We start from the raw sequence: 21931 nt of genomic DNA on the forward strand, positions 1-21931 counted from the left end.
CTTTCCTCACAACCCCTCGCCGGCTCCTTCCCGGAACCGGCCCACGGCGCTCTAGCTCAGCGGCAGAGCACTCGGCGTTCTGACTGCCCGCGGTTCGATTCCGCATCAATCCCTGGTCAGGCAGACCCAGGCTACAGGCCCGTTGCAGGGCGACGCACGAGAGGTCACGGGTTCGATCCCCGTGAGCGCCACAGACCCAGGGTCGTACAGGCCCGCGCGATCCATCAGCTGCACCAGCCAGGAGGGCAATGCCATGACCGACACCATCACCCCCGCCTTCCTCGACATCGTCAAAGACGGCGGTCCTGCGGTCCAGGAGGCTCTGTTGCGCTCGACCGAGCGCCACCGCATCCTCGGCGGCAAGAGCGCCCGGATGCTGCGCCGGGGCGACCGGGTCGCGCTGCGCGACCTGAACCCTGATCTGGATGGCGGCACAGCCGTCGTCCAGCAGGTGCGGCCCTCGGTGGGCAGCACTGTCCACATCCTCACCGTCGGCGGTGAGGCCCACCTCGTCCGCGGCTCGCGCCTCGTGCTCGTCGCCCGCGGACCGGAACAACCCTGACCAGCAAGGAAACCGCCATGTACACCGGACCCATCAGCAACGGCATGCTGCTCGGCATGACGCACAAGGGACGCAGCGCATTGATCCGCGAGCTCAGCCCGGACGTGCGCCGCAAGCTCGCACACATCGCCTCGCTCGGTGCCGAACAGGAGACCAGGAAAGCCGCAGAGCACTTCGACGCTGGCCGGCGTGTCTGGGCCGGTAACAGGCTCGACCACGCCCAGTCACTGAGCCGGCTCGCTGCTGAGCTCACGGGCGAGCCCGACGGCGTCTTCATCGTCGAACCCATCGACTCCGGATCCGTCGCGGCAGGCAACTGATCTCTCTCACTGGACCCCTGGCACCGAGCGCATCGCTCAGGGCCGGGGGTCCTGTCTTTCTCTTTCCGGAACAGCCAGCACAGCTGGCTCGGGCGTGCCCGTGGAGAAGCACGCCTGCCACCCCGGCCAGAGCGCCCGACGACCACTCCAGCAAGGAAACCCCACCATGAAGCGCACCCCCTCCGGATCTGTCTTCGGCGGCCTCATCGCCGCCGTGCTCTGTATCGTCACGCTGACCGGCTGCGAGGACCTGCCGAAGGCCCCCGGCGTCCCGGGTACGCCGTCCACCAGCACTGCGGCAGCCCAGGACCCGGGACAGGTGTCCTCTGGCAAACCGGCGAGCGTGGAGACCAAAGTCATCCGTGTCATCGACGGCGACACCGTCGCCGTGCTGCCGGTGGCCGGCCTGCTCGAGGCGACCGACAAGCATATCGGGATCCCCGAGCACACAGTCAGGCTCCTGGGCATCGACGCGCCCGAAATGAACTATCACAAGGATGCCGAGCCCGAGTGCGGCGCTAGGGCCGCCACTGATCATCTTGGCGGCATCCTGCCGCAGGGCATGCCAGTGACCATCGAGTACGACCCCGGGGCAGACAGAACTGACCGTTATGGCCGTTCTCTCGCCTACGTCATCACACCGGCCCACAACGATGCCGCGCGACAGCAGGTCACCGACGGCTACGCCATGCCCTGGTTCCCCAAGGGCGAGCCGGAGCCCCAGCGGATCCCCGAGTACCGCACGGCGGCTGACAACGCCGTGGCACTGCATGCCGGTGCGCACTCACAGTGCTCCTCCATCGGCCGCGGCTGAGCTGCTGCACTTACAGACTACGAACCAGGAGAACCACATGCCCATCCCTACAGCACCCTCTGAGCTGGACGAACTCCAGGTCGGCGACAAGGTCCTCGTCAAGAGGGTCCTCGACCACCCCGCCTGGATGAAGCAGGTCCCGTGCGATCCCCGCAATGGCTCCACCGCGAAGTACGTCCGCGACCCGCAGGTCGTGGAGGAGCTGGGGGTGAGCTGCGTGATGGACCGCCGGGCGGTACCCGCGATCGCAGCTGCCGGCAACTGGCCAGGACGTGAGGCGCACACGCTGGTCCGCCTGCCCAACGGCTTCTGGTACGACTGCGCCACCGGCCTGCAGGACGGGTCCGGATCCACGCGCATCGAACGCATGCACTGAGCCTGAACAGAGCCCGGCACGGGGGAGAGCCCCTGGTGCCGGGCTCGTCTCTTTCCTGGCGGCTCGTCAGATCGGCACAGCCGATCCGGATCTGGACTCGAAGGAGACACCCGCTCCTTCCTGACCAGAAGGAGCAGCACGATGAGCCACGACGACCACAAGTGCAGCCTGGCCCAGCTGGAGCGGGCGCTCGAGGTGCTCAACGGAAAGCTGAAGCGCCTGGGGCTGAACGCCCCGGTGCAGATCCGTGCGATCGGCGGCTTCGCGCTCATGAAGTACGGCATCCGTGCTGCGGACCGGGCATTCACCGTCGACATCGACAGCGTCACCGGCGATTTCGCGCCAGAGGTCATGGCGGCAATCCATGAGGTGGCCGACGAAATGAACCTGGAGCGCGACTGGATCAACAACGACAACGTGATGGACGGTGACGACGCTGAGCTCGTGGCCTCGATATACCAGGCGCGCTGGATCGACGACGACACAGCGTACGAGTGCATCAGGCTTCAGCTGGCCAGTGTCCCCACGCTGACCCGCGCCAAGATCATCGCCGCGGACACCGCGGAGTTCTCCGGCCGTGCACAGGACCTGCCGGATCTCCTGGAATTGCTCCGATTCCAGGGCATCACCACCGCTGCCCGGTTCGATGCTGCTTACCCGGATCCCTACGACGAATACCCCGCCGCCCGCGAGGCCGTGCACGAGCACTTCGCTGCGGACAGGACGTTCGCCTGAAGAAGACCCCACCGTCAGAGCGCGTGCTCCGGCGGTGGGGTCTCTTTTTTGTGTCCGTGGTTTACTGCTGGCCGGAATCTTCGGAGTTACCTCCGTCGTCGATGTCCTTCAGCCGCTGTTCCAGCCGGGTTGCGTGGGCCTCTTTGACTTTCCGGTAAACCTTGACGCCACCTGCAATGACCAGACCTGCAGCCGCCAAGACCCCCGCGGCGATCAGGTCCTCTGTACGGGCATCCTGCTTGCCTGCGTGGTAGCCCTTGCCATAGACCGCGCTTCCCGCCACGAATCTCTCCCTTTGTTGAATTTTGAACTCCGCCGAAAGCCTATCCCAGGGTGCGTGGAGGGGTTGTGCCGATGCTGCGGATCATCCGCGTTTTGCCGGCGCGGGGTTGGAACCTTCTTGTTGTTCTTCTTCATCTTCGATTCTCAGGTGCAGCCAGTGGTGGTGACAGCGGAGCTGTCACGGAGGAGTCATCGACGAAGGACGGCCTGCAGTGCAGCGCCGTGCCCCACAGGATTCCGAGGAGAACCGCCATGAGCACCATCGCCGCACCCATGCAGGACGCGCTGCCATTCGACTTCGGCTCTGATGTGCTGGTCGTCAGCGCGCCCGTCTACGACGAGCAGGCCCGCCAGGCCGACCGCGAGCTGTGCCAGCGCTACGTCACGGGATGGTGCGGCACGGCGTTCACGGCGGACGGCACACGGGCAGAACGCGCCGAGACCACCTTCGCGGATTTCCAGGCGGCCGCCCGCCGTCTGGCAGAGGGCTGAGGAACCAGCGCAGCTGATCCAGGTCCGGCATCGAACAAACGACTTCATCAAACAGGAGGGGATCACCGTGTCCATTGCCACCACTTCCGAGCCCGACCTCGACGCTGAAGCCCAACGCGTTACCGCCGTCCACCGGCTCGCCACGAGCAAGGCCTTCTACCCGGAGCTGCGGCGTGCCGAGGCTCAGGCCCGGGTCCAGCTCGCCGCCGCCGTCATAGCAATGGACGAGGTCGAGGACCGCATCGCCGCCGGCGAGAAGATCCACTCACTCTACGAGCAGGCTGCAATCGAACGGGCCAAAGACGCCTACGCCCAGGCGCTGGCTGATCTCGTCCGCGGCGAGTCCAGCGTTGAGGCTGACCCGTCGACTTCCCAACCCATGAACCAGGAGCACTGATCACCATGTCCTTCCTCGAGAAGATCGGATTCGTCGAGACCGCCGAGCAGGAGGCCCAGCGCCTCGCGCAGTCGCCCGAGGGCTCGGCCAACCACGAACTGTCCAAGCTGCCGGTCACCATCGAGCAGTGGCCCCAGGACCTGCTCATCGAGCTGCCCTGGCACGCCACCGAGCGGGGCTCAGGCCACCGCGTCGTCGTGGTGCCCATCGAATACCGCGGCGAGGCCCGCACCGAGGGCGAGGAAGAACCCCGTCCTCGCAAGCGCCACGCTGGTTGGTGGAACTGCGCGGTCGTCGCCAGCGACCACCCCAGCTACCCGGTCGGCGGTTACCGGCTGAGCATCCCCGCTGCCGAGCTCGCCCGCGGCAAGCGGATCGAGCTCTGAGAGAACACATCCCACGACGAAGGAGCGTGAACCACCATGCCTGACACGATGCAGACCACCGGCCGCCGCGAGCGGATCCTCCGGAGTGTCGGCAGGGCGCTCCTCGTCACGGGGATCGTGCTGAACGTCCTCGCCCTGCTGCCCGCGATCGCAGCCAGCGCCTGGACCGGCCACTGGACGGCGAGCGTGGTGCTCGTGGTCCTGTCCGGTGCTGTCTGGGCTGCTGGACTTCCGGGCCTGAAGACCTGGGCTGCCCGGCTACGCCGTCACAACGACACCCAGCCCAGCCAGCACCAATGACCAGTCGCCCTGCCTGATCCCACCAGAGCCCCGGCTCCTGCGCTCCGGCGCGGGGCCGGGGCTCTCGCTCTGTCTCTGAGGCGGGTCCACGCGCTGCGGGGCAGCGCCTGGTGTTTTGCAACAGCAAGAGAACCATCCCGAACAAAGGAAGAGCCATGACCACCCTGACCACGACGCGTGTCCCGCTCAAGCAAATGGACCCTGCGATGCTCGTGTTCGAACTCGAGCGGGAGATCCAACACCTCATGCCCACGAACACGGAGCTCGTGACCCGCGCAGCTGCGACGGCCTCGTTCCTGCACCGGAAGCAGACCCGCTTCATCAGGGGAGACATGCCTCGCGTGCCGTACATCGAGCATCCGCTGCGCGTGGCGTTGCGCCTCCTGCGCTGGGGCGTCACCGACGCTGAACTGATTGCCGCAGCACTGCTGCATGATGTCGTCGAGGACTGCAGCAAAGAGCTGCTTGCTGCTTTCGGCCAGCCGGGTGAGGATCCCCTGGGCTGTCTGGCGCGGCTGTACGGCCGGCGCGTCTCGGTGCTCGTTGGGGCGGTGACCACTCCTGGCGGGAGCACCTCCTATGAGGAGCACCTCACGCGGCTTGCCAACTCCGGTTCCCGGGCGCTGCTCATCAAGGCCAGCGACCTGAAGGACAACGCCGGTTCGATCCGGCACCAGCTCGGCCACGGCCAGGATTCGCGCATGTACCGCATGCTCTTCAAGTACATGCCGGCCGTCGAGATCGTCGGAGCAGGTCTGCGCCGTTCGCTCTGCTGCCCTGCGACCCAGCAGTGCACCATGGCCGCCATCGCCGCGATGGAAGATCTCAGCCACGATCTCGCAGCCCTGTCGGCCGAGCATGGCATCGATTGACCATCCTGTTGACCTGGATCACCAGCACCGCAAAGACCTCCCTGGCGCAGCATCAGCTGCCGCCGGGGAGGTCTCTTTTTCGCCCGCGCTGTGCCTGCCGGGCGCTACGGCATGTTGTCCATCGGCAGCAAAGAGATGCCGATGAGGTCCACAGCTCCGGTGAGGACTCCGCCGAGCAGGAACACCAGCCCGGAGACCACCATCACGAGCACGGCGAAGACTACAGGTCGGTCCTCGTGCAGCTGCTGGAGCCGTGCGACGATGCCCGAGGGCTTCTCATAGGTCTGACGCTGGTCCTTCTTGGGTCCGTCGTGGGTCTCGTCGTGGTCGGTCATGGTATTGATCCCTCCTGGGGTGGGCTGTGGTCTGTTGTTGGTCGATCAGTGGTCTCTTTCGGGGCTTCCTGTGGTACCGCTCAGCACTGTGAGCGGTACCACAGGAAGCAGTACGCGATCGGCAGCCTGCACGCATCATCTCGATGCCGACCGCAAGCCTCTCAGGACCGGGCCACGAATGCATGATCGTCACGCCGCGGCCTTGCTGCGCTTGCCCTCGGGCTTCTGGACCTCGACGGCCTTCGCCGCCAGGTACAGGCCCTCGCGGTTCAAGTGGCGCGAGTACGCGGCGTCGAGGTAGAGCACCGGGATGCCGCCGGCGGCCTTCTGCAGGACAGGGCGCAGGATCTCCTTGATCGGGCCCGAACCGCCGCCGTAGACGTACACCACCTCGGTGGTGCCGCCGACCTCGGCGAGGACGTCCTCGAAGCGTGCGCCGATCTCCTCGGCCAGGTACTCGGCCTCCTCGTCGACGTAGCCCTTGGCGCGGTCAAACCTGCCCTGGAGGAATACGCTGGGCTCCTGCTGCAGGAAGTCGGCCAGCGCCTTGCGGTTCTTGAACCTCAGGTCCTTGTCTCCGCTGGTGCTCATCCGGTCCAGCGCGTTCGTCAGCGCGGTGCCGTAGCCCTGGTCCAGCGTGCTGGCCGCTTCGGAGTTGAACGCGCCGTCGGTGAAGACGGGGAAGTTCACGGTGCCCTCGCCGACGTCGACGCCGACGGTGTTGCGCACACCGACCAGCAGCTCGGCGGTGACACCCTGCAGGCGCGCGGCCTCCTCGGGGTCCGAGGCCCGAAGATCGTCCAGCAGAGCCTGCGCCAGCGGCGCGCCCTTGTCGGTGATCGCGAACTGCGCGGACGCGCCCTCGGGCAGGACCTGCACATCCTCGAACTGCAGGCGCACGGTGACCGGCGTGGAGAAGTTCTTCACGGTCACCAGGTGCACCGTGGGGTCGGCCGCGCCCAGGAGTCCCACGAACTGGGCAGCGTAGGCGCTGCGGCGCTGCACGTACTCGGCAATCGGCAGAGCCAGGCCTGCGCGCACCGTGGCGCGCAGCTCGCGGTCCGGCAGCGCGCCGTGCTCGCGGACATAGTCGCGCAGGGCCTTGGCGGCGAAGACGCCCAGGACGAGCACCGAGCTCAGTTCCTGGTCGGCCTTCGAGCGGGATCCGACGACCTCGAACTGCGTGAACTTCGACCCAGGGGTGCTCAGTGCCGCGCGGCCGAAGGTGCGCAGGTCCGAGTGCCCGATCAGGGGAGTGGTGAACGAGGCGGCGACGCGGTTGTAGAAGTCGTCCTCCACCACGATCTTGAAGGCATCCGAGTCAGCCTCGGGCACCTTGGGCGTGGAGCGCGAGGTGCTCACCACGGCAGAAGGAAGGTCGATCGTGTCAAAGACCTCCTTGCCGTGGACCTCGCCGCGGATGACGCCCTTGACGTATCCGTTGCCGACGTCGATGCCGCCGGTGAGCTGGATGGTCTTCTCGGCGGTGCGGGTGTTGCTCATGGTTGTGTCCCTCTCGGTCAGGAAGTCGGTGTCTCAGGAAGTGCGGTGCGGATCAGCGGGTGAGGAAGGCGTCCAGCCCCGAAGGGACAGAAGGCTCCTCGGCGGGAACAGGGTGGGGCTCGCGGACAGGAGGCGTGGGCGGCGGCTGAACAGCCTGGGCTGCCTCGACGCGCTGCACGGGCTCTGAAGAAACAGCAACAGGCACGGCAGCCTCGTCACGGCCTTCGCGACTCTCGTGCTGGCTTTCACTCCCGTCACGGCGGTCATCGCCGCGTTCCTCTCCGTCAAGGGCCTCGCTGCGCCCAGGGTCCTGCTCGCCCTGCGGCGGGCGGCCGCGCCGGGGAAGCTGCTCGACGGGACGGTTGACCACGTCGATGTAGCCGTCGCGCTGGATGGACTCGCGGATCAACAGCTGGAGCGAGCGCGAGATGTCGTACTGCTCGTCGAGCCACCGGTTCGTCGACTCGTCGGCCCGCGGGACGCTCCAGCGCAGACGGCGCGGCTCGGCCTTATCGGTCATTGCGAGCACCCCCTTGCGCCCTCGTGCTGATGGACACTGTCCTCGGTCATCGCGGCCCCCTCTCATGCGCGGTCCCCGAGGCGCTACTGCCAGTCGGGGACCTTTCGACTCATTTATCAGTCATCATTCTACTGGTCTTTCAATGGTCTCTGCAAGGACCACGCCAAGACCAGCAAAAGGCCACCAGCAGATCAGGCCTGCGTCACCGTGAGCGACCATGGCCGCGGCGGGACCCGTGGGAGCCGCCGGCAGGACCCGCAGAAGGCCACGGGTCAGCCGGGGAACCAGAAGACACAGGACTCATCAAGGGCTCACCCGGGACCGGCACGCGGTCCGCTGCGGACCAGCAGAAGACCTCGATCAGGCCACGGCACATTGGAGGGCGCTCGGTGGTCCCACACAAAGCACAGAAGCGCCCTCGAAGAGACCAGCAACAGTCCACCGTCGCGAGCCGGACCAGAGCAGACCTGTGAGAGACCATCATGAGACCAGCAGTGCGCCCGAAGCGGCCCCGAGGAGCGCCATCCGGCACTTAATGGTGTCTGAATGGCCTTTCTGGACTCTCTCGGGGCTTGTGTAGGTCTGGTCTGTGTCCCTGTCTGTCCATGCCGGTGCAATGATCTGTCCACTCCGGGACCAGAAGGGGTCCAGCGATGCGGGCCCGGACCGGTACCTGGAACACCCGCCTGCGACACCTCGAGGCAGTCCTGGAGCGAGCGGAGGAGCTATCGGAGCAGGGTGGAGCAGCTGTGGTTGCGCCTGTGGCGTCACCGACCCGCCCGGGGGGGCCGCAAGGAGAGCGGAGGGAAAAGGCGAACTGGGTAGTAGGGCCCCGCATGGAGCGAAAGGGCAAAAACTCCGCTTCCTGAAGAGGCTCACGGGCGGTGGGGGTCTAGAAGGTAAGAACCCGTGAGCCTCTTCAGGAAGCTGCACCTGGTGGGAGACCCGGACGGCTCGGTGACGCTGTGGAAGCGGGGGCTGCCGTTGGATCCAGGGAGGCTTCATGCTTCCCGGGAAAGCTCCTCTTCTGATGCGTCCACGAGGGGCAGGCCGGGCGGTGGCCGTCGAGGACTCGCTGTCGCTCATCCGGGGGTGCAGCTGCCACCAGGAGGGGCAGTCGGCCGGCCCGGAACGGACCCCGGCAAGGAAGCGGTGTGGGCCCGCCTCGGACGCGGTGCGACAGGTGCTGGCGCGACCGCGAAACAGAGCCGGAGTGAGCGCCCGCACACCGGTGCGACGAGCGCACCGACAGATCAGTGCAGTGCTGTGACAGCAGAGTTTTCCACAGCCTGACGCGACAGGTCGCGAGGAGTGGTGGAACGCTGCGCGCCGGGCCTGATGCGCCTGCGGCAGCAGGATCCACCAGGGGGTGCGGACCGGGCTGCGCCCGACGTCGCTGACGCTACATGTGAGGACCCGTACGGGTACCCGCTCGTGCCTCGCGGTGGTGCGGAAGATGCATCCGTACGGCGTTGCAGCGGACGGCAAAAGGGCTGTACAACCAAAAGCCCGTAAATCCAGCGGAAACGACATGACCCGTACACCCGCTGCGCGGATGGAGAGGGGGTGTACGGGTCAAGGGTGTACGGGGCGTTTCCCCTGATATTCCAGGCTTCCGCTAACGCTCCAGCCGTGGAATGGCGAAATGGCGGCAAGAGAGGAAAAGGGCATAAGGGAACCTGGCAACAGCGGTCCTGCGGACCCTCCGCTTCGCTCCGGTCTCTCGCTGCGCTTCGAGACGCTGTTGGTCGGCATAGCCGACAGGTTCCACCGCTCGCTTCGCTCGCCGGTCCGTCAGTCGCTGCGCTCCCTCCGGCTATGCCCAGCGCTGCGCTTGAGTGGAGGACACCCCGCCTGCCCCGCCGCATTTGTCCACAGGTGGACGACGCGGCAAAGGGTGCAGCCAGGCGGTGGATCACCTGGCGCTGCGCACCAGGTTTGTCCGAGGAGGACGGCCCGTCGGCCGGCCCGCTGCGCGGCCCAGTCGGAGCAGTTCCCGACACGGTTCACCAGTAGGCCGTCAGGCCAGCGGAGCTGGCACGGGAGCTGGACCGTACATCGAGTCTCCGCGGACCCCTGGCGGGACCTGCACTCGATGCCCGACACCTGCATCCCGAGAAACAGAAGAGGCATCGTCATGACACACGCCCGGAAGGCATCCAGGTCCGCACGCCGGCCACAGCCGCAGCTCTCGCCCTACGACACCGGAGCAAGGTGCGAGGCCAAGCCGTGGATCCCCTACGGAGAGCGAGTCACTGAGGCGACTCCGGCGGAGAGCTTTGGCAAGGTCGACTTCGACGATGAAGAGAGCGGCACGGTCTGCGTCGCCTACCTCGAGCGCGACAAGGACGGTGGATACACCCTTCACGTCGCACCGCTCAGCGAGGACCGGAAGGTCCGGGTGGCAATCCATTACGAACGCGGCGGTGCCAGGGTCAACAGTGCCCAGGCGTCGGCAGCTGCCGCGTAGTGACCTGCCGACTGAGAAGGAACACCGGGAATCATTCCGGAAAACATTGCGGCGAAAGAGGACGCGAATGATGCAGCGACAGACGAGTATCACAATCCGGACTGCCACCGCGGCGGCCTCGGCGGGATCTATGCCGATGACCAAGATGACCAGCCGGGAGGCATCACGATGACCAGTGGATTCAGCCATGCCCTGCTCGTGACCGGTTCCCGGACCTGGGACGCCGCGGAGGCCATGAAGGCGGCTTTGAACGAGGCCTGGAGAGCCTGGGGACCGTCTGCGGTCGCCCGACCCGTGCTCCTCTCAGGGCACTGTCCCAAGGGTGCTGACGCCATGGCCGAGCGGCTGTGGCGGGCTGCCGGCTTCGAAGTAATTGAGTTCCCGGCCGACTGGAGCGCTGAGCCCAAGGCGGCGGGCTTCACCCGGAACCAACGGATGGTCGATGCCCTCGTCGCCATGCGCGCCGGGGGAGCGGAGGTCCGTGTCGCCGCCTTCCTGGACCTTTGCAGCAAGTGCGACCAACGCACCGGCCAGCAGCAGCTGATGCCCGGAACGCCAGGGCACTTCTCACATGGCACCGTGCACGCCCGCTCCCGCGCCCTGGCTGCAAGCATCGAGGTCGAAGACATCATCCACCCGCGCCTGCCTCCGTTCTGACAAGTGCACACCCCGGAGATGACAACAGCCCTGCAGCTGGTGCTGCAGGGCTGTTGATCCTTGATTCGAATAGGTGGCCGGAAATCTCTCCGGTATGGCCCGAAAGACTGCGGAAAGGGTGGGGCTAGAGAGTCCGCTCGATGCCGTGTGCCTCATCGTGGGCCTTCATGACAGCTTTCGGAATGCGACCAAACTCGGGCACTTCATGACCGTTCTCGCGCGCCCACTTACGGATCTCCTCACGTTCCTCGGGCGTCGTCTCGGGCACGAGTCGCTTCTTCTCGCCCTTCTTAGTGGCCTTTCGACCCTTACTGATGTATTCCTTGAGATTCTTCTCAAGCTCTTTGCGCTCTTCGTCGGTCAGGTCTATCTCGAACCAGGTGTCGCCCAGTCCGAAGGTGACTGTGGCAGCATCCGGCTTGCCACTGATGTCCGACTCCACAATATTTCGAATAGCCATGTCTTGAATGGTAGACGATCCGAACCACCTTAGAGAAGTCTTTGGGCACGCCAGAACGACAGATCTTTCGAATGCCTTCATCATAGGCCGAAAACGCTGCTATACCAGCATAATAAACCCGCAGCACTGCTAAAATCACACTGCCAGCGGGTGCCTTTCCCCACCCCTGTAAACCGACCATTCGACACGATCGAGAGGCCCCCCACCATGACCATTCTCCAGACCGTCGACGACCATCCACTGACGGACGACGGCGTCGACCTGTTCGCCCTGATGTGCCAGCGCCGCGGCTGGACCGACGAGTACTTCCGCGAGATCGAATCAGCTGAACACGACGAGCTCCTGGGCCTGGCCGAGATGGTCGAGGCCCTGGAAGACGCCCGCGCCGCCGGCCACAAGGTCACCATCGCCCCTGACTTCGACATGGACGGGATCTCCTCCGGTGTGCTCGGCTACGCCGGACTGTCAGAGCTCGGCTTCGACGTCGAGCTGCACGTGCCCGACTACCGCCGCGGCCACGACCTCACGGCCGAGGACATCGCAGAGATCGCCGCGACGTGGCCGGACACCAAGGTCCTGCTGACCTGCGACGGGGGAGTGAACTCCCACCGCGGGATCGCCGCCGCCCGGGCTCTGGGATGGAAGACCCTGGTCACCGACCACCACGAGGAGCTCGAACCCGGTTCGAGCGCCGACGTCACCGTCGACCCCTGTCGGATGGACGAGACCTACGCCAACACCGGCATCTGCGGCGCACACGTGCTCTACCAGGTGTTGGAGGCCTATGCCCGCGTCCACCGGCCGGAGAAGCTCTGGGAGATCCGCCTGCTGCGCCTGTTCGCCGGCCTGGGCACCGTCTCCGACGTCATGCCAGTGCTGTACGAGAACCGGCAGCTGGTGCGCGACTCGCTGTCCATCGCACGGCTGCTGTACGCGCCCGCGCCGCGCACCGTCCCGACCCCCTGGGGCTTCGACCCGGACCCCGAGGCGATCGACGTCGGGCAGTCGACGCTGATGCAGCTGCTGCGCGTCGACCCGCACCACCCGGCCTTCGTCCGGGCCTTCGAGGGCTTCGCGGTCCTGCTGAAGGCCTTCGGCCAGGCAGGCAAGGTCCGCGACATCGACAGTATCGACGAGGGCTTCTACGGGTTCTACCTCGCGCCGGCGATGAACTCCCCGCGCCGCACGGGCGACCCGCTCGCACCGTGCTTCGGTGTGTTCACCGCGCCTGACCAGGACTTGATGCTCGAGGCGGCACACCAGGTCATCGCGACCAACGAGAGCCGCAAGGAGCTTGTCGAGGTCCACACCCAGGAGCTCGAGGAGGGTGATCAGCCGCTGGCCCCCTGGGTCTACTTCTCCGAGGCCTACCCGGGCATGTACGGTCTGCTCGCCAACCGGCTGATGGAGCGCCACGGCCACCCGGTCGTCGTGCTCAACCGTCCCGTCGGGCCGGATGACTACGTCGGAGGCTCCGGCCGGGCACCGTCGTGGTTCGGCATCATCGACACGCTCGAGCACCAGGACGGCATGCGTGCCATCGGCCACCAGCAGGCCTGCGGCGTCAAGGTCGACCGGGCGGAACTGCTCGACGGTCTGGTCGAAGCATTGCGGGAGGCCACGCAGGTTGCCCTGCTGGCTGTCGTCCAGGATGAGCGCCGGGCCGACCTGGTCCTGGGCCCGGACCGGGACTGCGATGCTGGCCTGGACGACCTGGAGCCTCTGGTCGGCTTCGTCCGGCGTGTGGAAGCGCTGCGGCCCTTCGGCCACGGCTTCGTCGAGCCGGTGGTCGAAATCGCTGTCGAGCCCCTTGGGCTGCGGGTGGACCGGATCGGTTCCGATACTGACTGCGGCCATGAGCGCACCGACGCCAACCTGATGACCAACGCCCGCGGCTACCGCGTGTGCCGCCTGTGCAAGAAGCATCTGCGGCTGGTCACCAGGTCCGGGCTGTCCTGCCTGTGGTGGAACGTCGCCGAGGAGAAGGAGCCGGAGATTTCGGCTCTGACCCGGTCGGCCAGCCGCACCGAGGTCGGAACGCTGCGTTTCATCGCGAAGCTGCAGCTGAACACCTTCCGCGGCGAGACCCGCGTCCAGGCCGTCATCGAAGAGCAGATCCCCGCGTCTGTCTGACCACGGAAAGGAGGCGGGGATGCCCGCTCCACCCATCAAGTCCCGGCTCGTCTCCATCGCGTGGTGTGTCCTCGTGCCCCTCGGCGTGCTCGCCGCCTACCTGGGACTTGGCCTTGCCGTAGTTTCCGTGGTCGGCGAGCCCGTCCTGGGTACGGCGGTGCTCGGAGGCCTGGTGGCGCTGCTCGTCGGCGCTGCCAGGCTCTTCCGGCCCCGGTGGTTCGCCAACGCGCCAACGGTCCGACCGATGTCCGGAACACCGCGCTTTACCCGAACGGTGCTTGGGTGCCTGGCTCTGGCGTTCTTCGCCGGCCAGTCCCTGGCCCTGTGGCTCTATACCCTGGGCGGCTCGGCGGGATTCGATGAATCGACCCGAGCCAGGACAGACGCCGGTCCCGTCGTGGCCCTCCTGCTAGCACTGGTGGCAGCGCCGGTGGCCGAGGAGATGCTTTTCCGCGGCCTGCTCTACCCGCTGCTGCGGCGCAGGGTCGGCATCGTCGCGGCGGTGCTCGTCACCGCCGCGGGCTTCAGCCTGCTGCACGCCAACGTCGTCCAGTTTGCTGCCACGCTGCCCCTGGCGGTGCTGCTGGCGCTGGTCTACGAACGCGCCCGCGTCCTGTGGCCGTGCGTGCTGCTCCACCTGGCCTTCAACCTCGCGGCCGTCCTTGTCCCCGCCCAGCTGCTGGGCGCATTGGCGAACCCCGTCTCAGCGCTGCTGATGACCGCGGCGTTCCTCGCGTGCGCCCTGGCGGTGTACCGCATGGCGGCACCCGCGCCCGGGCCTGCACAAGACGACAGGGAAGCCGGCGGGGAAGAAGGCAGGGAAAGCGAGCCACAGGCCGCATAGCGGCCGGGCTCAATGTGCAGGACTGACGCTGGTGCCCTCCGGGCGACCTTTCGGCCGTGGGCCGACGGTCGCTCCGGAGGGCCTGCTCTTGGGTGACCGGGGTGATCCGGTCACCGGGGGATTGGCTGAAGGATTTTCGTCAGCCAGACCTGAGAGGAGGTGGATCCACCATGGCAGTCGTCAACAAGTGCGCGTATGACGCGCAAGGCCGGCTCGTGCGCCCCAGCGGCAGCGAAGTGCGCCGCGCGCGGTTCGCCAGCGACTTCGACACCGGTGAGAGGCCGACCTTCGATCGAGGGTCCATGCACTTCTTCACCATGAGCACCAGCGGCCGCACGGCGGAGCAGGCGCACGAACGCGCCCGCGAGATGCTTGCCCGCTTCTTCGAACGCGCCGAGTCCGTCGCTGGCTTCCGCAAGCTCGAGATGCGCCGGAGGCAGGGTGTGATGCCCTGCAACCGCAACGTCTCCATCACCTACGAGATCCTGTACGCCGTCGAGGACGGCCACCGGGTCCGTGCCCACATACCCGAGTCCCCCAATGCGGGATACCGGCGAGGCCGCAGCGCGGCCGCCTTCTAGGCGGCCGGCGCACCCAGGGCCTCGCACCAGCGTGAACGCGCAGAAAGGCCGGAGAGCTCCCTTCCCACGGGGATGCTTCTCCGGCCTTTCTGTTTTCACGTTCCTGTGACAACAACACCTGGTGACGGTTCCTGGCCCTAACACCGATGCCCACTATATCAGTGTCGATTCATCATGTGCAATGCAGTCGGCGTCCCATTCCGGCGACCATTCGAAGGTCTGTCTCGAATCACTCGGAATAACTCGGAAGCCCGGTCGACCAGGACGCGGGACCCATCGCGATCGCTCCCGTCAGGGCCGTCAGGGCCTGATGCTCCGCTGCACGGGAGGACGCAGCGCCGAGGTGTACCACGTGTCGTGGTACACCTCCCGATCCCAGTGCTGGCCTGCTCAAACGGCGGGTCAGGCGACCGCGGCCGAGGGAGTCTGTACCACGTGCCCGAGCGGACGTGGTACGCCGTATTGCCTTGGCAGATCAGCGTTTTCGGCGGGTGTACCACGAGTACCACCAGATTCCGAGCGTTTACATATGTGCGCGAAGGACGCCTCCGATCGGTCATCCAGCCAGTAAGAGCTCTTATCCCCATGCGCGTATATCTAGTCTTTATTTAGTGGTACAAGTGGTACAGGGGGTATATAAAGCCCGTCTGACCAGGGCAAACGCCTGTACCACGTGCAAATCTCCATGTGGTACACCCCGTTTGGAGAAGTCCTGAAATCCCCGACTGACCAGGGGAAACAGGTGTACCACGTCAAGTGGTACACCTTCCGATACCCATTGGGGGTATACCGGCTCGCTGCTGCAGCCGGATCCCAGCTCTGGAGGTTCCCGGCCGGCCGGTCGGAAGAACTCCCCGAACCCCGACCAGGGGGTCGGGCGGCTCACGCCGCCCGCGGGGGAGTGCTCGAGCACGAGAAGCCAGCGGCTCCGTGGGGCATACGCCCCCGGAGCCGCTGTTTCTCATTCCAGACCGCACGCTCTCGTCGTGTCGCCGTGGCCTCCGGGTCTCGCGCGCGACCCCTCCGAGCCCCACCCGGGTACCACCCGGGACCTCTGTCGGACCATGAGTCGACTATCAGTCGACTCGTTGCGAAAGACCATTCGGATGGCATAGAGTCGTGAGCACGTTCCTATTCGATTACGAGACCAATCGGCTTCCCACTCACTGCCGGCAGGTACTCGACGCGATCGAGAAAGACAGCAGCATGACGACTCCTGACGACCCAACGCCCGTCTTCGACGAGGACTTCGACACCCCCTCGACCAACCCTGTCGCCGACGCCTTCACCGAGGTCATGACGTACTTCGCCGACGGCGGCGACATCGCCCCGCAAAACGAAATAGTCACGCGCGCGACCGAGGTCTACCTCCAGCTGATCGACCCGTCGGACCCGCCCGCACCGCGCCTGCTCGAGAAGCAGCTGCTCGCGATCGTGAACGGCGTCTCCAAGGCCGAGAACAGCAAGACCAAGGTGGCTGCCGAGAAGCTGCCCCTGGCCCGGCACCTGACCTACTGGCAAGTGGCGCAAATCCTGTTGAGCCTGCACCACGTGATCCGCATCGCCCCCAGCGCCAAGGACACTGACCGCGAGTACGACCTGCTGGCGATGTACCAGGCCACCGGTCCGGGCCGCGGCACGTACACCACCAGCGAGGACGACATCCGCACCACGGCACGCCGTTACAACACGCAGCTGACACTCAAGGAGTTCGCCGAGGTCCTGGCAGTACTCCGCGAGGACAGCCCGCGCCGGCACCAGTGCAGCCACAGAGACCTCATCGCCGTGAACAACGGCGTGTTCCACTACGGCCGCGAGGCCCGGGACATCCATGAGGGCGGCAAGGCCTTCCACTTCGAACCCAAGTCGCTCGTGCCCTTCGACCCGGCACTGGTGTTCCTGGCCAAGTGCCACATCGACTACGTCGAAGACCCGGACAACCCGGTGATCGTCCACCCTGTCGACGGCTCGGTCTGGGACATCGAGTCCTGGATCCGCGAGCTCTCCGACGAGGAGGGTATCCCCGAGCTGCTCTGGGAGGTCATCGGCGCGATCATTCGGCCGCACGTCAGTTGGGGCAAGACTGCCTGGTTCTATTCAGAACAGGGCAACAACGGCAAGGGCACGCTGTGCTCGCTCATGCGCAACCTGTGCGGGCCACGCTCGCACACCTCGATCCCGCTGAGCGACTTCGGCAAGGACTTCGCGCTCGAGCCGCTCGTGCGCGCCAACGCGATCATCGTCGACGAGAACGACGTGGGCACCTTCATCGACAAAGCGGCCAACCTGAAGGCGATCGTCACCAACGACGTCATCCAGATCAACCGGAAGTACCGGATGCCGATCGCCTACCAGTTCTTCGGCTTCATGGTCCAGTGCCTCAACGAGTTCCCGCGCGTGAAGGACAAGTCCGAAAGCTTCTACCGCCGGCAGCTGTTCGTACCGTTCAACAAGAGCTTCACCGGCATGGAGCGCAAGTACATCAAGGACGACTACCTCCAGCGCCGCGAGGTCCTGGAGTACGCCCTCTGGTACGTGCTCAACCGCGCCGGCGCAGCCGACCCGGGCAACTACTACCAGCTCTCCGAGCCGGTGGCGACCAAGGTGGTCCTGGCCGAGTACAAGGAGGCCAACGACCCCGTGCGCGCCTTCTGGGAAGAGTTCCGCGAGCGGCTGGTGTGGGACCTGGTGCCTTTCACCTTCACCTATGACCTCTACAAGGCCTGGTTCGCAGACGTCTCGCCCTCGGGGTCGCCGGTGAGCAACAAGCAGTTCATCACGGACCTGGTTGCGATCGTGCGGCCTGACCCGCTGTGGCACTGCCCGGACAAGAACAAGAAGATCCGCCCCGGCCAGATGATGGCCACCCCCGAGACGACCATCGCCGAGTACGAGCTGAAGAAGTGGATGAACCCGCACTACAGCGGCTCGGACCCGAAAAAGAAGTCGCAGCCGGTCCTTCAGGCCAACTACCGCGGCCTGCTCCGGCACACAGGTCCCGCCGCCCAGGTGGACGCCGACGACGAGGACACCACAGGAGAGGACTGATCCGACCATGCCCACAATCGCCAGGGCCATCACCGAGCTCGCCCGGGCGGTGACCGACCTCGCCAAGCAACAAGGCAGGGCAAGCACCGCGCTGGCCGATGTCGCCCGCGAACAGCGGATCACCAACCTGATCGTCCGCTCGCAGATCAGTGCCGACCCGGAGGAGAAGCGGCGGCTCGTGGCTGAGGCCTCCAGCCGGATGGACGCCCCGCGCCGCCGCTCTCCACACAACCCGATCGACTGAAGACAAGAACGGAAAACAGGACATGACGCAGCCGCACCCGAACGAACCGAACTGGAAAGACGGATGTGCAGGAGAGGGAGTCTCGCCCGGAAAGGAATGCGCCGACTGCACCGGCCAGCGTGAGCACTTCGGCTACTCCCTGGTGGGAGGTCGATGGGCCCGCGGTGCCCGGCCGGTCCCCGCGCCCGTCACAAGGAAGAAGCGCCGCCTAAGGCCATCCGCGGCAGCGCCCGGCACCCCGACCAGATAACTGCATACCCCGGCCGTGACGGCCGGTGACGACCGAAAGGCCAGACCCATGACCACCCAGCGCACCCCCGTCACAGCTGAGACCGCGCTCTTCACGTTCTACGACATCGAATCGCTGTCGAACGTCTTCACGCTGTGCGCCTACACCCCGCGGCCGGGCCGCGCCGTCCACGACCTGGAGATCTTCTTCCTGGCCGACGACCCGGCGCTGGTCGCCTCCGTCGACCCCCAGGCCCTCTACGACACCGTGATCCGCTCCAACCCGGGGCTGCCCGCGGTCAGCGTCCAGCTTTGGAACCTCGGCAGCGAACGGGGCAGCCTCCGGCTCGCCGAACTGATGGGCCTCTCGAACGCCGACCAGGTGTGCAACCACTCCGACCCAGGCGGGTACCCCGCGGCGCTGCGTCCGGTCTGCGACACAGACCCCGAATACGACCCGGCACTGCATCCGTTCCTTGCTGGCTACAACTCAATGAACTATGACACGACCATGGTCGCGCTCTACCTCAACGAGGCGTTTCCGGCCCCGGGCAGCGGTCGGCCGTTTCAGCCGACCACGGCCCGTACTCTGCGCGACCACAACGACCAGCTCTTCTCGTCCCAGCACATCGAGTACATGCCTGGCTACCTCGGCTGGGACGGGGCGGCTGCGAAGATCCGCCGCGCCATGCTTCACTCGGGCCGGCACCTGGACGTGGCCCGGCTGAACGAACTGCAGTCCAAGGTCAGCCTCAAGCGCCTGCTCGGGATGCTCGGCCGCCAGATCAAGGAATCCGAGAAGCTCAGCCATGACACGAGCATCGAGGCGGTAGAGGATCTCTATGAGCTGCTGGCCTACAACGTCTCGGACTGCCTTGGTCTGGCCCAGCTGTTCCGGCACCCGGCGTACGCGAGCAACTTCGATCTCAAGGCCGCTCTGCTCACCCAGTTCACCGAAACGGTGTTCACCAAGAACGGTGCGGTGCGCAAGGACCGGCTGGCAGTCGACTCCTCATCGGCAAAGTTCGTGGGCCGCATCCTCGCACCCTACGCCTCACTGGATGACATCGAGGCGGTGTCCTTCGTATATCCGCACCCCGAGGTCGCTAAAGAACGCGGGATCGAGCCGGTCAACGTGCTCGACGAGTGCGTGCGCTTCTTCGAGGAGAACGTCGCGCCCGACCCGGCCACCCACTCCGAAGTGACTGCAGCCCAGCGCGAGGCCCACCGGCAATTCCTGCAAGTCGTGGCGTACTACCGCTCGATCGAGGGGCAGAACTTCAACGACTCCGAGGAGTACCGCGACAAGTTCAGCCTTCCGGCCCGGTCTCTGCGCGATGTGCCCAAGACCCCGAACAACGTGCCGTATTTCCGGGCGGACGCCTCGCCGTCGTCCTGCTTCGCCACGTTCTCCACCGGCGGCATCCATGGGGCCGAAGCCGACCTGTCGGTGTTCAACGCCGAGAAGGTCGAGCACAACGATCAGACCATGATGCTCATCCGGGCAGCGCAGGCCTTCCCGGACGCAAAGGACTTCGTAGCAGAGGCCAAGCGTCAGCACGCCATGCTCCGCCTGCCCGACGGCACCTTCGTCGACAAGCGGCTGGTCCTGCTGGGTTCGGACCCGGAGAAGGTCAAGTACCGCAAGCCGAAGAAGGACGACCCTGACCAGGCCGGGCAGCTCGCCCGCGCCCAGGCCCAGGTGCCTGACCCGGCGGACCTGTTGACCACCCAGCGGCCCGAGGCGGAGGCGCTGAACGTCGTCCTGCCCGACGGCGGTGTCCTGGAAGGCAAGGTGGTACTCGCCAACAGCACGGCCACCAATGCCGCCTACCGCGATGAGCCGGCCAAGAAGAAGCCAGAGCTGTTCATCGCCAAGGAAGACGGCTCCGACAAGCTGCACCCGAAGTTCGCACGCACCTCGGCTGGCCTGGTGATCCACGAGGACTTCACCAGCTACTACCCGAACCTGCTGCGCAACATGCGGGCGTTCTGGAACCCCGAGCTGGGTGAGGACCGCTACGCGAAGATCTTCTTCGACAAGGAGCGCTACGGCCAGGAGATCAAGGGGCTGAAGAAGCAGCTGGCCCAGCTTCCGGGCGACAGCCCTGAAGCTGCGCGGCTGAAGGCTCAGATCGCCGGGCTCGGCGTGCTGCGCAACGGCACGAAGCTGATCCTCAACTCGGCCTCGGGCGCAGGCGACGCAAGTCACCGCACGCCGATCCGGATGAACAACCGCATCATCTCGATGCGCATCCTTGGCCAGCTGTTCAGCTGGCGGATCGGACAGGCCCAGACCCTGGCCGGGGCGCGGATCATCTCCACCAACACCGACGGCCTCTACTCGGTCGTCGGCGGCGAGAACGGATTCGACGAAGCGACCAACAACCGGGTGCTCGCCGAGCAGCAGGAGGCCATCGGCGTCGACATCGAGCCTGAGCTGATGTTCCTCATCAGCAAGGACTCGAACAACCGCCTGGAGCTGGAGGCCCCGGAGCCGGGGCGGTCCGTGGCAGACAGTCCGATCATCGCCGCCGGTGGCGGCACGCTGGCCTGCCACGCGGGCCCGACTCCGACGAAGTCGCTGGCCCACCCGGCCGTGATCGACTTCGCCCTGGCCCGCTACCTGCAGACGGTGGCGAGCAGGGGAGAGTCGGCGATCGCGGAGCCCTTCGACCTGATGCTGGGCCGGAAGGTGATCGAGGAGGCGGTCCTGGAGGACGACCCGATCCGGTCGCTCCTGCTGTTCCAGAACGTCATCGCGGCCTCCCGCGGCTCGATCACCTACCCCTTCTCGGCTGCACCCATCGACCCCGCCGTGGGTGTGAAGTACAGCGAGCAGGGTCACGTGACCAACGTCCGCGACCCGCAGGTGCTGCAGATGGTCAACCGGGTGTTCATCGTCCGCGAGGGCACTGAGAACGCCCGGAGCCTGCTCAACGCCGGTGCCTGGAAGGTCACCGCGGCCAGCCAGGCCAAGCGCCGCGAGGAGGACATCGGCCGGACCAAGCGCGACCCGGTCGCGCTGGAGGTGCTGCGCCATCACGGCTGGGCCCGCTCCCGCGCCGAGGCCAGCATGTCGGACGGGCTCGCCGTGCTCCCGGACGACCAGGACGTCGTGGTGCGGCGCATTAACGCCATCGACCCAACCTGGTCGATGGTCGTCGTCAACGACGACCTGCACCAGCTGCCGGCCGACCGGATCGAGCGGCTCATCGCCTCGCTGGACCTGGACACCTACGTCCGGATGCTCGAGGAGACGTTCACCAAGAACTGGATGAACGAGGCCGCCTGAGCCGATCGACCACAGCCCGCACAAGGGGGCCGCGGACGCCGCGGCCCCTTGTTCAACTCTGTGCACCATTGCGAATG

General features: G+C 66.2%; 23 protein-coding genes and 1 tRNA gene. 19 read left to right on the forward strand and 5 right to left on the reverse strand.

The features are described 5' to 3' along the window. Window positions 1-45 precede the first annotated feature (45 nt). From QRN53_RS11265 to QRN53_RS11290, 6 genes are all read left to right on the forward strand, one after another. Window positions 46-191 (forward strand) — tRNA-OTHER (locus QRN53_RS11265). Between the two features lie 62 nt (window positions 192-253). Next, a complete protein-coding gene (locus QRN53_RS11270; protein ID WP_056387617.1) occupies window positions 254-562 on the forward strand; it encodes a hypothetical protein in 309 nt (102 codons plus the stop codon). A 17-nt stretch (window positions 563-579) separates the two neighbouring features. Further along, window positions 580-882 (forward strand): hypothetical protein, encoded by a 303-nt coding sequence (locus tag QRN53_RS11275; RefSeq protein ID WP_056387614.1) that lies wholly within the window; start codon window positions 580-582, stop codon window positions 880-882. A gap of 166 nt (window positions 883-1048) precedes the next feature. Continuing rightward, window positions 1049-1696, forward strand: coding sequence for a thermonuclease family protein (locus QRN53_RS11280; protein ID WP_142133553.1), 648 nt, complete (start codon window positions 1049-1051; stop codon window positions 1694-1696). A 37-nt stretch (window positions 1697-1733) separates the two neighbouring features. Next, on the forward strand, window positions 1734-2072 hold the full coding sequence (locus tag QRN53_RS11285; protein ID WP_056387609.1) for a hypothetical protein: 339 nt from the start codon (window positions 1734-1736) through the stop codon (window positions 2070-2072). A 141-nt stretch (window positions 2073-2213) separates the two neighbouring features. Next, a complete protein-coding gene (locus QRN53_RS11290) occupies window positions 2214-2807 on the forward strand; it encodes a hypothetical protein (protein ID WP_056387607.1) in 594 nt (197 codons plus the stop codon). 61 nt (window positions 2808-2868) lie between these two features. On the opposite strand, the gene QRN53_RS11295 is transcribed toward QRN53_RS11290, so the two are convergent. Beyond that, the gene (locus QRN53_RS11295; protein WP_056387604.1) at window positions 2869-3090 is read right to left on the reverse strand and encodes a hypothetical protein; all 222 of its coding nucleotides are present in this window, start codon (window positions 3088-3090) and stop codon (window positions 2869-2871) included. Window positions 3091-3341: 251 nt separating this feature from the next. Between QRN53_RS11295 and QRN53_RS11300 the strand changes: the two genes are divergently transcribed. From QRN53_RS11300 to QRN53_RS11320, 5 genes are all read left to right on the forward strand, one after another. Continuing rightward, window positions 3342-3581, forward strand: coding sequence for a hypothetical protein (locus QRN53_RS11300; RefSeq protein WP_056387601.1), 240 nt, complete (start codon window positions 3342-3344; stop codon window positions 3579-3581). Between the two features lie 67 nt (window positions 3582-3648). Continuing rightward, window positions 3649-3978: a hypothetical protein gene (locus tag QRN53_RS11305; protein ID WP_056387598.1), complete on the forward strand. Its 330-nt coding sequence runs from the start codon at window positions 3649-3651 to the stop codon at window positions 3976-3978. A 5-nt stretch (window positions 3979-3983) separates the two neighbouring features. Beyond that, window positions 3984-4364 carry a hypothetical protein gene (locus tag QRN53_RS11310; RefSeq protein WP_021473549.1) on the forward strand — a complete coding sequence of 127 codons (381 nt, stop codon included), beginning with the start codon at window positions 3984-3986 and terminating at the stop codon, window positions 4362-4364. A gap of 36 nt (window positions 4365-4400) precedes the next feature. Further along, window positions 4401-4664: a hypothetical protein gene (locus tag QRN53_RS11315; RefSeq protein ID WP_056387596.1), complete on the forward strand. Its 264-nt coding sequence runs from the start codon at window positions 4401-4403 to the stop codon at window positions 4662-4664. Window positions 4665-4819: 155 nt separating this feature from the next. After that, the gene (locus tag QRN53_RS11320; protein WP_142133556.1) at window positions 4820-5536 is read left to right on the forward strand and encodes an HD domain-containing protein; all 717 of its coding nucleotides are present in this window, start codon (window positions 4820-4822) and stop codon (window positions 5534-5536) included. Window positions 5537-5640: 104 nt separating this feature from the next. On the opposite strand, the gene QRN53_RS11325 is transcribed toward QRN53_RS11320, so the two are convergent. The 3 genes from QRN53_RS11325 to QRN53_RS11335 form a co-directional block, all read right to left on the reverse strand. Next, window positions 5641-5871, reverse strand: a complete 231-nt coding sequence (locus QRN53_RS11325) for a hypothetical protein (RefSeq protein ID WP_056387591.1) — start codon at window positions 5869-5871, stop codon at window positions 5641-5643. A gap of 189 nt (window positions 5872-6060) precedes the next feature. Further along, window positions 6061-7374, reverse strand: a complete 1314-nt coding sequence (locus QRN53_RS11330; RefSeq protein ID WP_056387588.1) for an acetate and sugar kinases/Hsc70/actin family protein — start codon at window positions 7372-7374, stop codon at window positions 6061-6063. Window positions 7375-7426: 52 nt separating this feature from the next. Continuing rightward, window positions 7427-7894, reverse strand: a complete 468-nt coding sequence (locus QRN53_RS11335; protein WP_056387585.1) for a hypothetical protein — start codon at window positions 7892-7894, stop codon at window positions 7427-7429. A gap of 2137 nt (window positions 7895-10031) precedes the next feature. Between QRN53_RS11335 and QRN53_RS11340 the strand changes: the two genes are divergently transcribed. Beyond that, complete coding sequence (locus QRN53_RS11340) at window positions 10032-10364, forward strand: hypothetical protein (RefSeq protein WP_056387581.1); 333 nt, start codon at window positions 10032-10034, stop codon at window positions 10362-10364. A gap of 168 nt (window positions 10365-10532) precedes the next feature. Then, a complete protein-coding gene (locus QRN53_RS11345; protein ID WP_056387577.1) occupies window positions 10533-11021 on the forward strand; it encodes an SLOG family protein in 489 nt (162 codons plus the stop codon). A 124-nt stretch (window positions 11022-11145) separates the two neighbouring features. Here QRN53_RS11345 and QRN53_RS11350 read toward each other — a convergent pair whose 3' ends face one another. After that, window positions 11146-11481, reverse strand: coding sequence for a histone-like nucleoid-structuring protein Lsr2 (locus QRN53_RS11350; RefSeq protein ID WP_056387574.1), 336 nt, complete (start codon window positions 11479-11481; stop codon window positions 11146-11148). A gap of 207 nt (window positions 11482-11688) precedes the next feature. Here QRN53_RS11350 and QRN53_RS11355 point away from each other — a divergent pair, with 207 nt between their 5' ends. The 6 genes from QRN53_RS11355 to QRN53_RS11380 all read left to right on the forward strand — a co-directional run bounded on the left by QRN53_RS11355 (window position 11689) and on the right by QRN53_RS11380 (window position 21854). Next, on the forward strand, window positions 11689-13614 hold the full coding sequence (locus QRN53_RS11355; protein ID WP_056387572.1) for a DHH family phosphoesterase: 1926 nt from the start codon (window positions 11689-11691) through the stop codon (window positions 13612-13614). 19 nt (window positions 13615-13633) lie between these two features. Then, entirely contained in the window at window positions 13634-14458 is an 825-nt protein-coding gene (locus QRN53_RS11360) for a CPBP family intramembrane glutamic endopeptidase (RefSeq protein ID WP_142133557.1), read from the forward strand. A gap of 170 nt (window positions 14459-14628) precedes the next feature. After that, a complete protein-coding gene (locus QRN53_RS11365; RefSeq protein WP_056387565.1) occupies window positions 14629-15039 on the forward strand; it encodes a hypothetical protein in 411 nt (136 codons plus the stop codon). Window positions 15040-16158: 1119 nt separating this feature from the next. After that, window positions 16159-18087, forward strand: coding sequence for a DNA primase family protein (locus QRN53_RS11370; protein WP_200953126.1), 1929 nt, complete (start codon window positions 16159-16161; stop codon window positions 18085-18087). A 7-nt stretch (window positions 18088-18094) separates the two neighbouring features. Beyond that, window positions 18095-18331, forward strand: a complete 237-nt coding sequence (locus QRN53_RS11375; protein WP_056387559.1) for a hypothetical protein — start codon at window positions 18095-18097, stop codon at window positions 18329-18331. 298 nt (window positions 18332-18629) lie between these two features. Next, the gene (locus QRN53_RS11380) at window positions 18630-21854 is read left to right on the forward strand and encodes a hypothetical protein (protein ID WP_056387555.1); all 3225 of its coding nucleotides are present in this window, start codon (window positions 18630-18632) and stop codon (window positions 21852-21854) included. Window positions 21855-21931: the final 77 nt, after the last annotated feature.

It is taken from the genome of Pseudarthrobacter sp. fls2-241-R2A-127 (assembly GCF_030209355.1).
Taxonomy (GTDB): domain Bacteria; phylum Actinomycetota; class Actinomycetes; order Actinomycetales; family Micrococcaceae; genus Arthrobacter.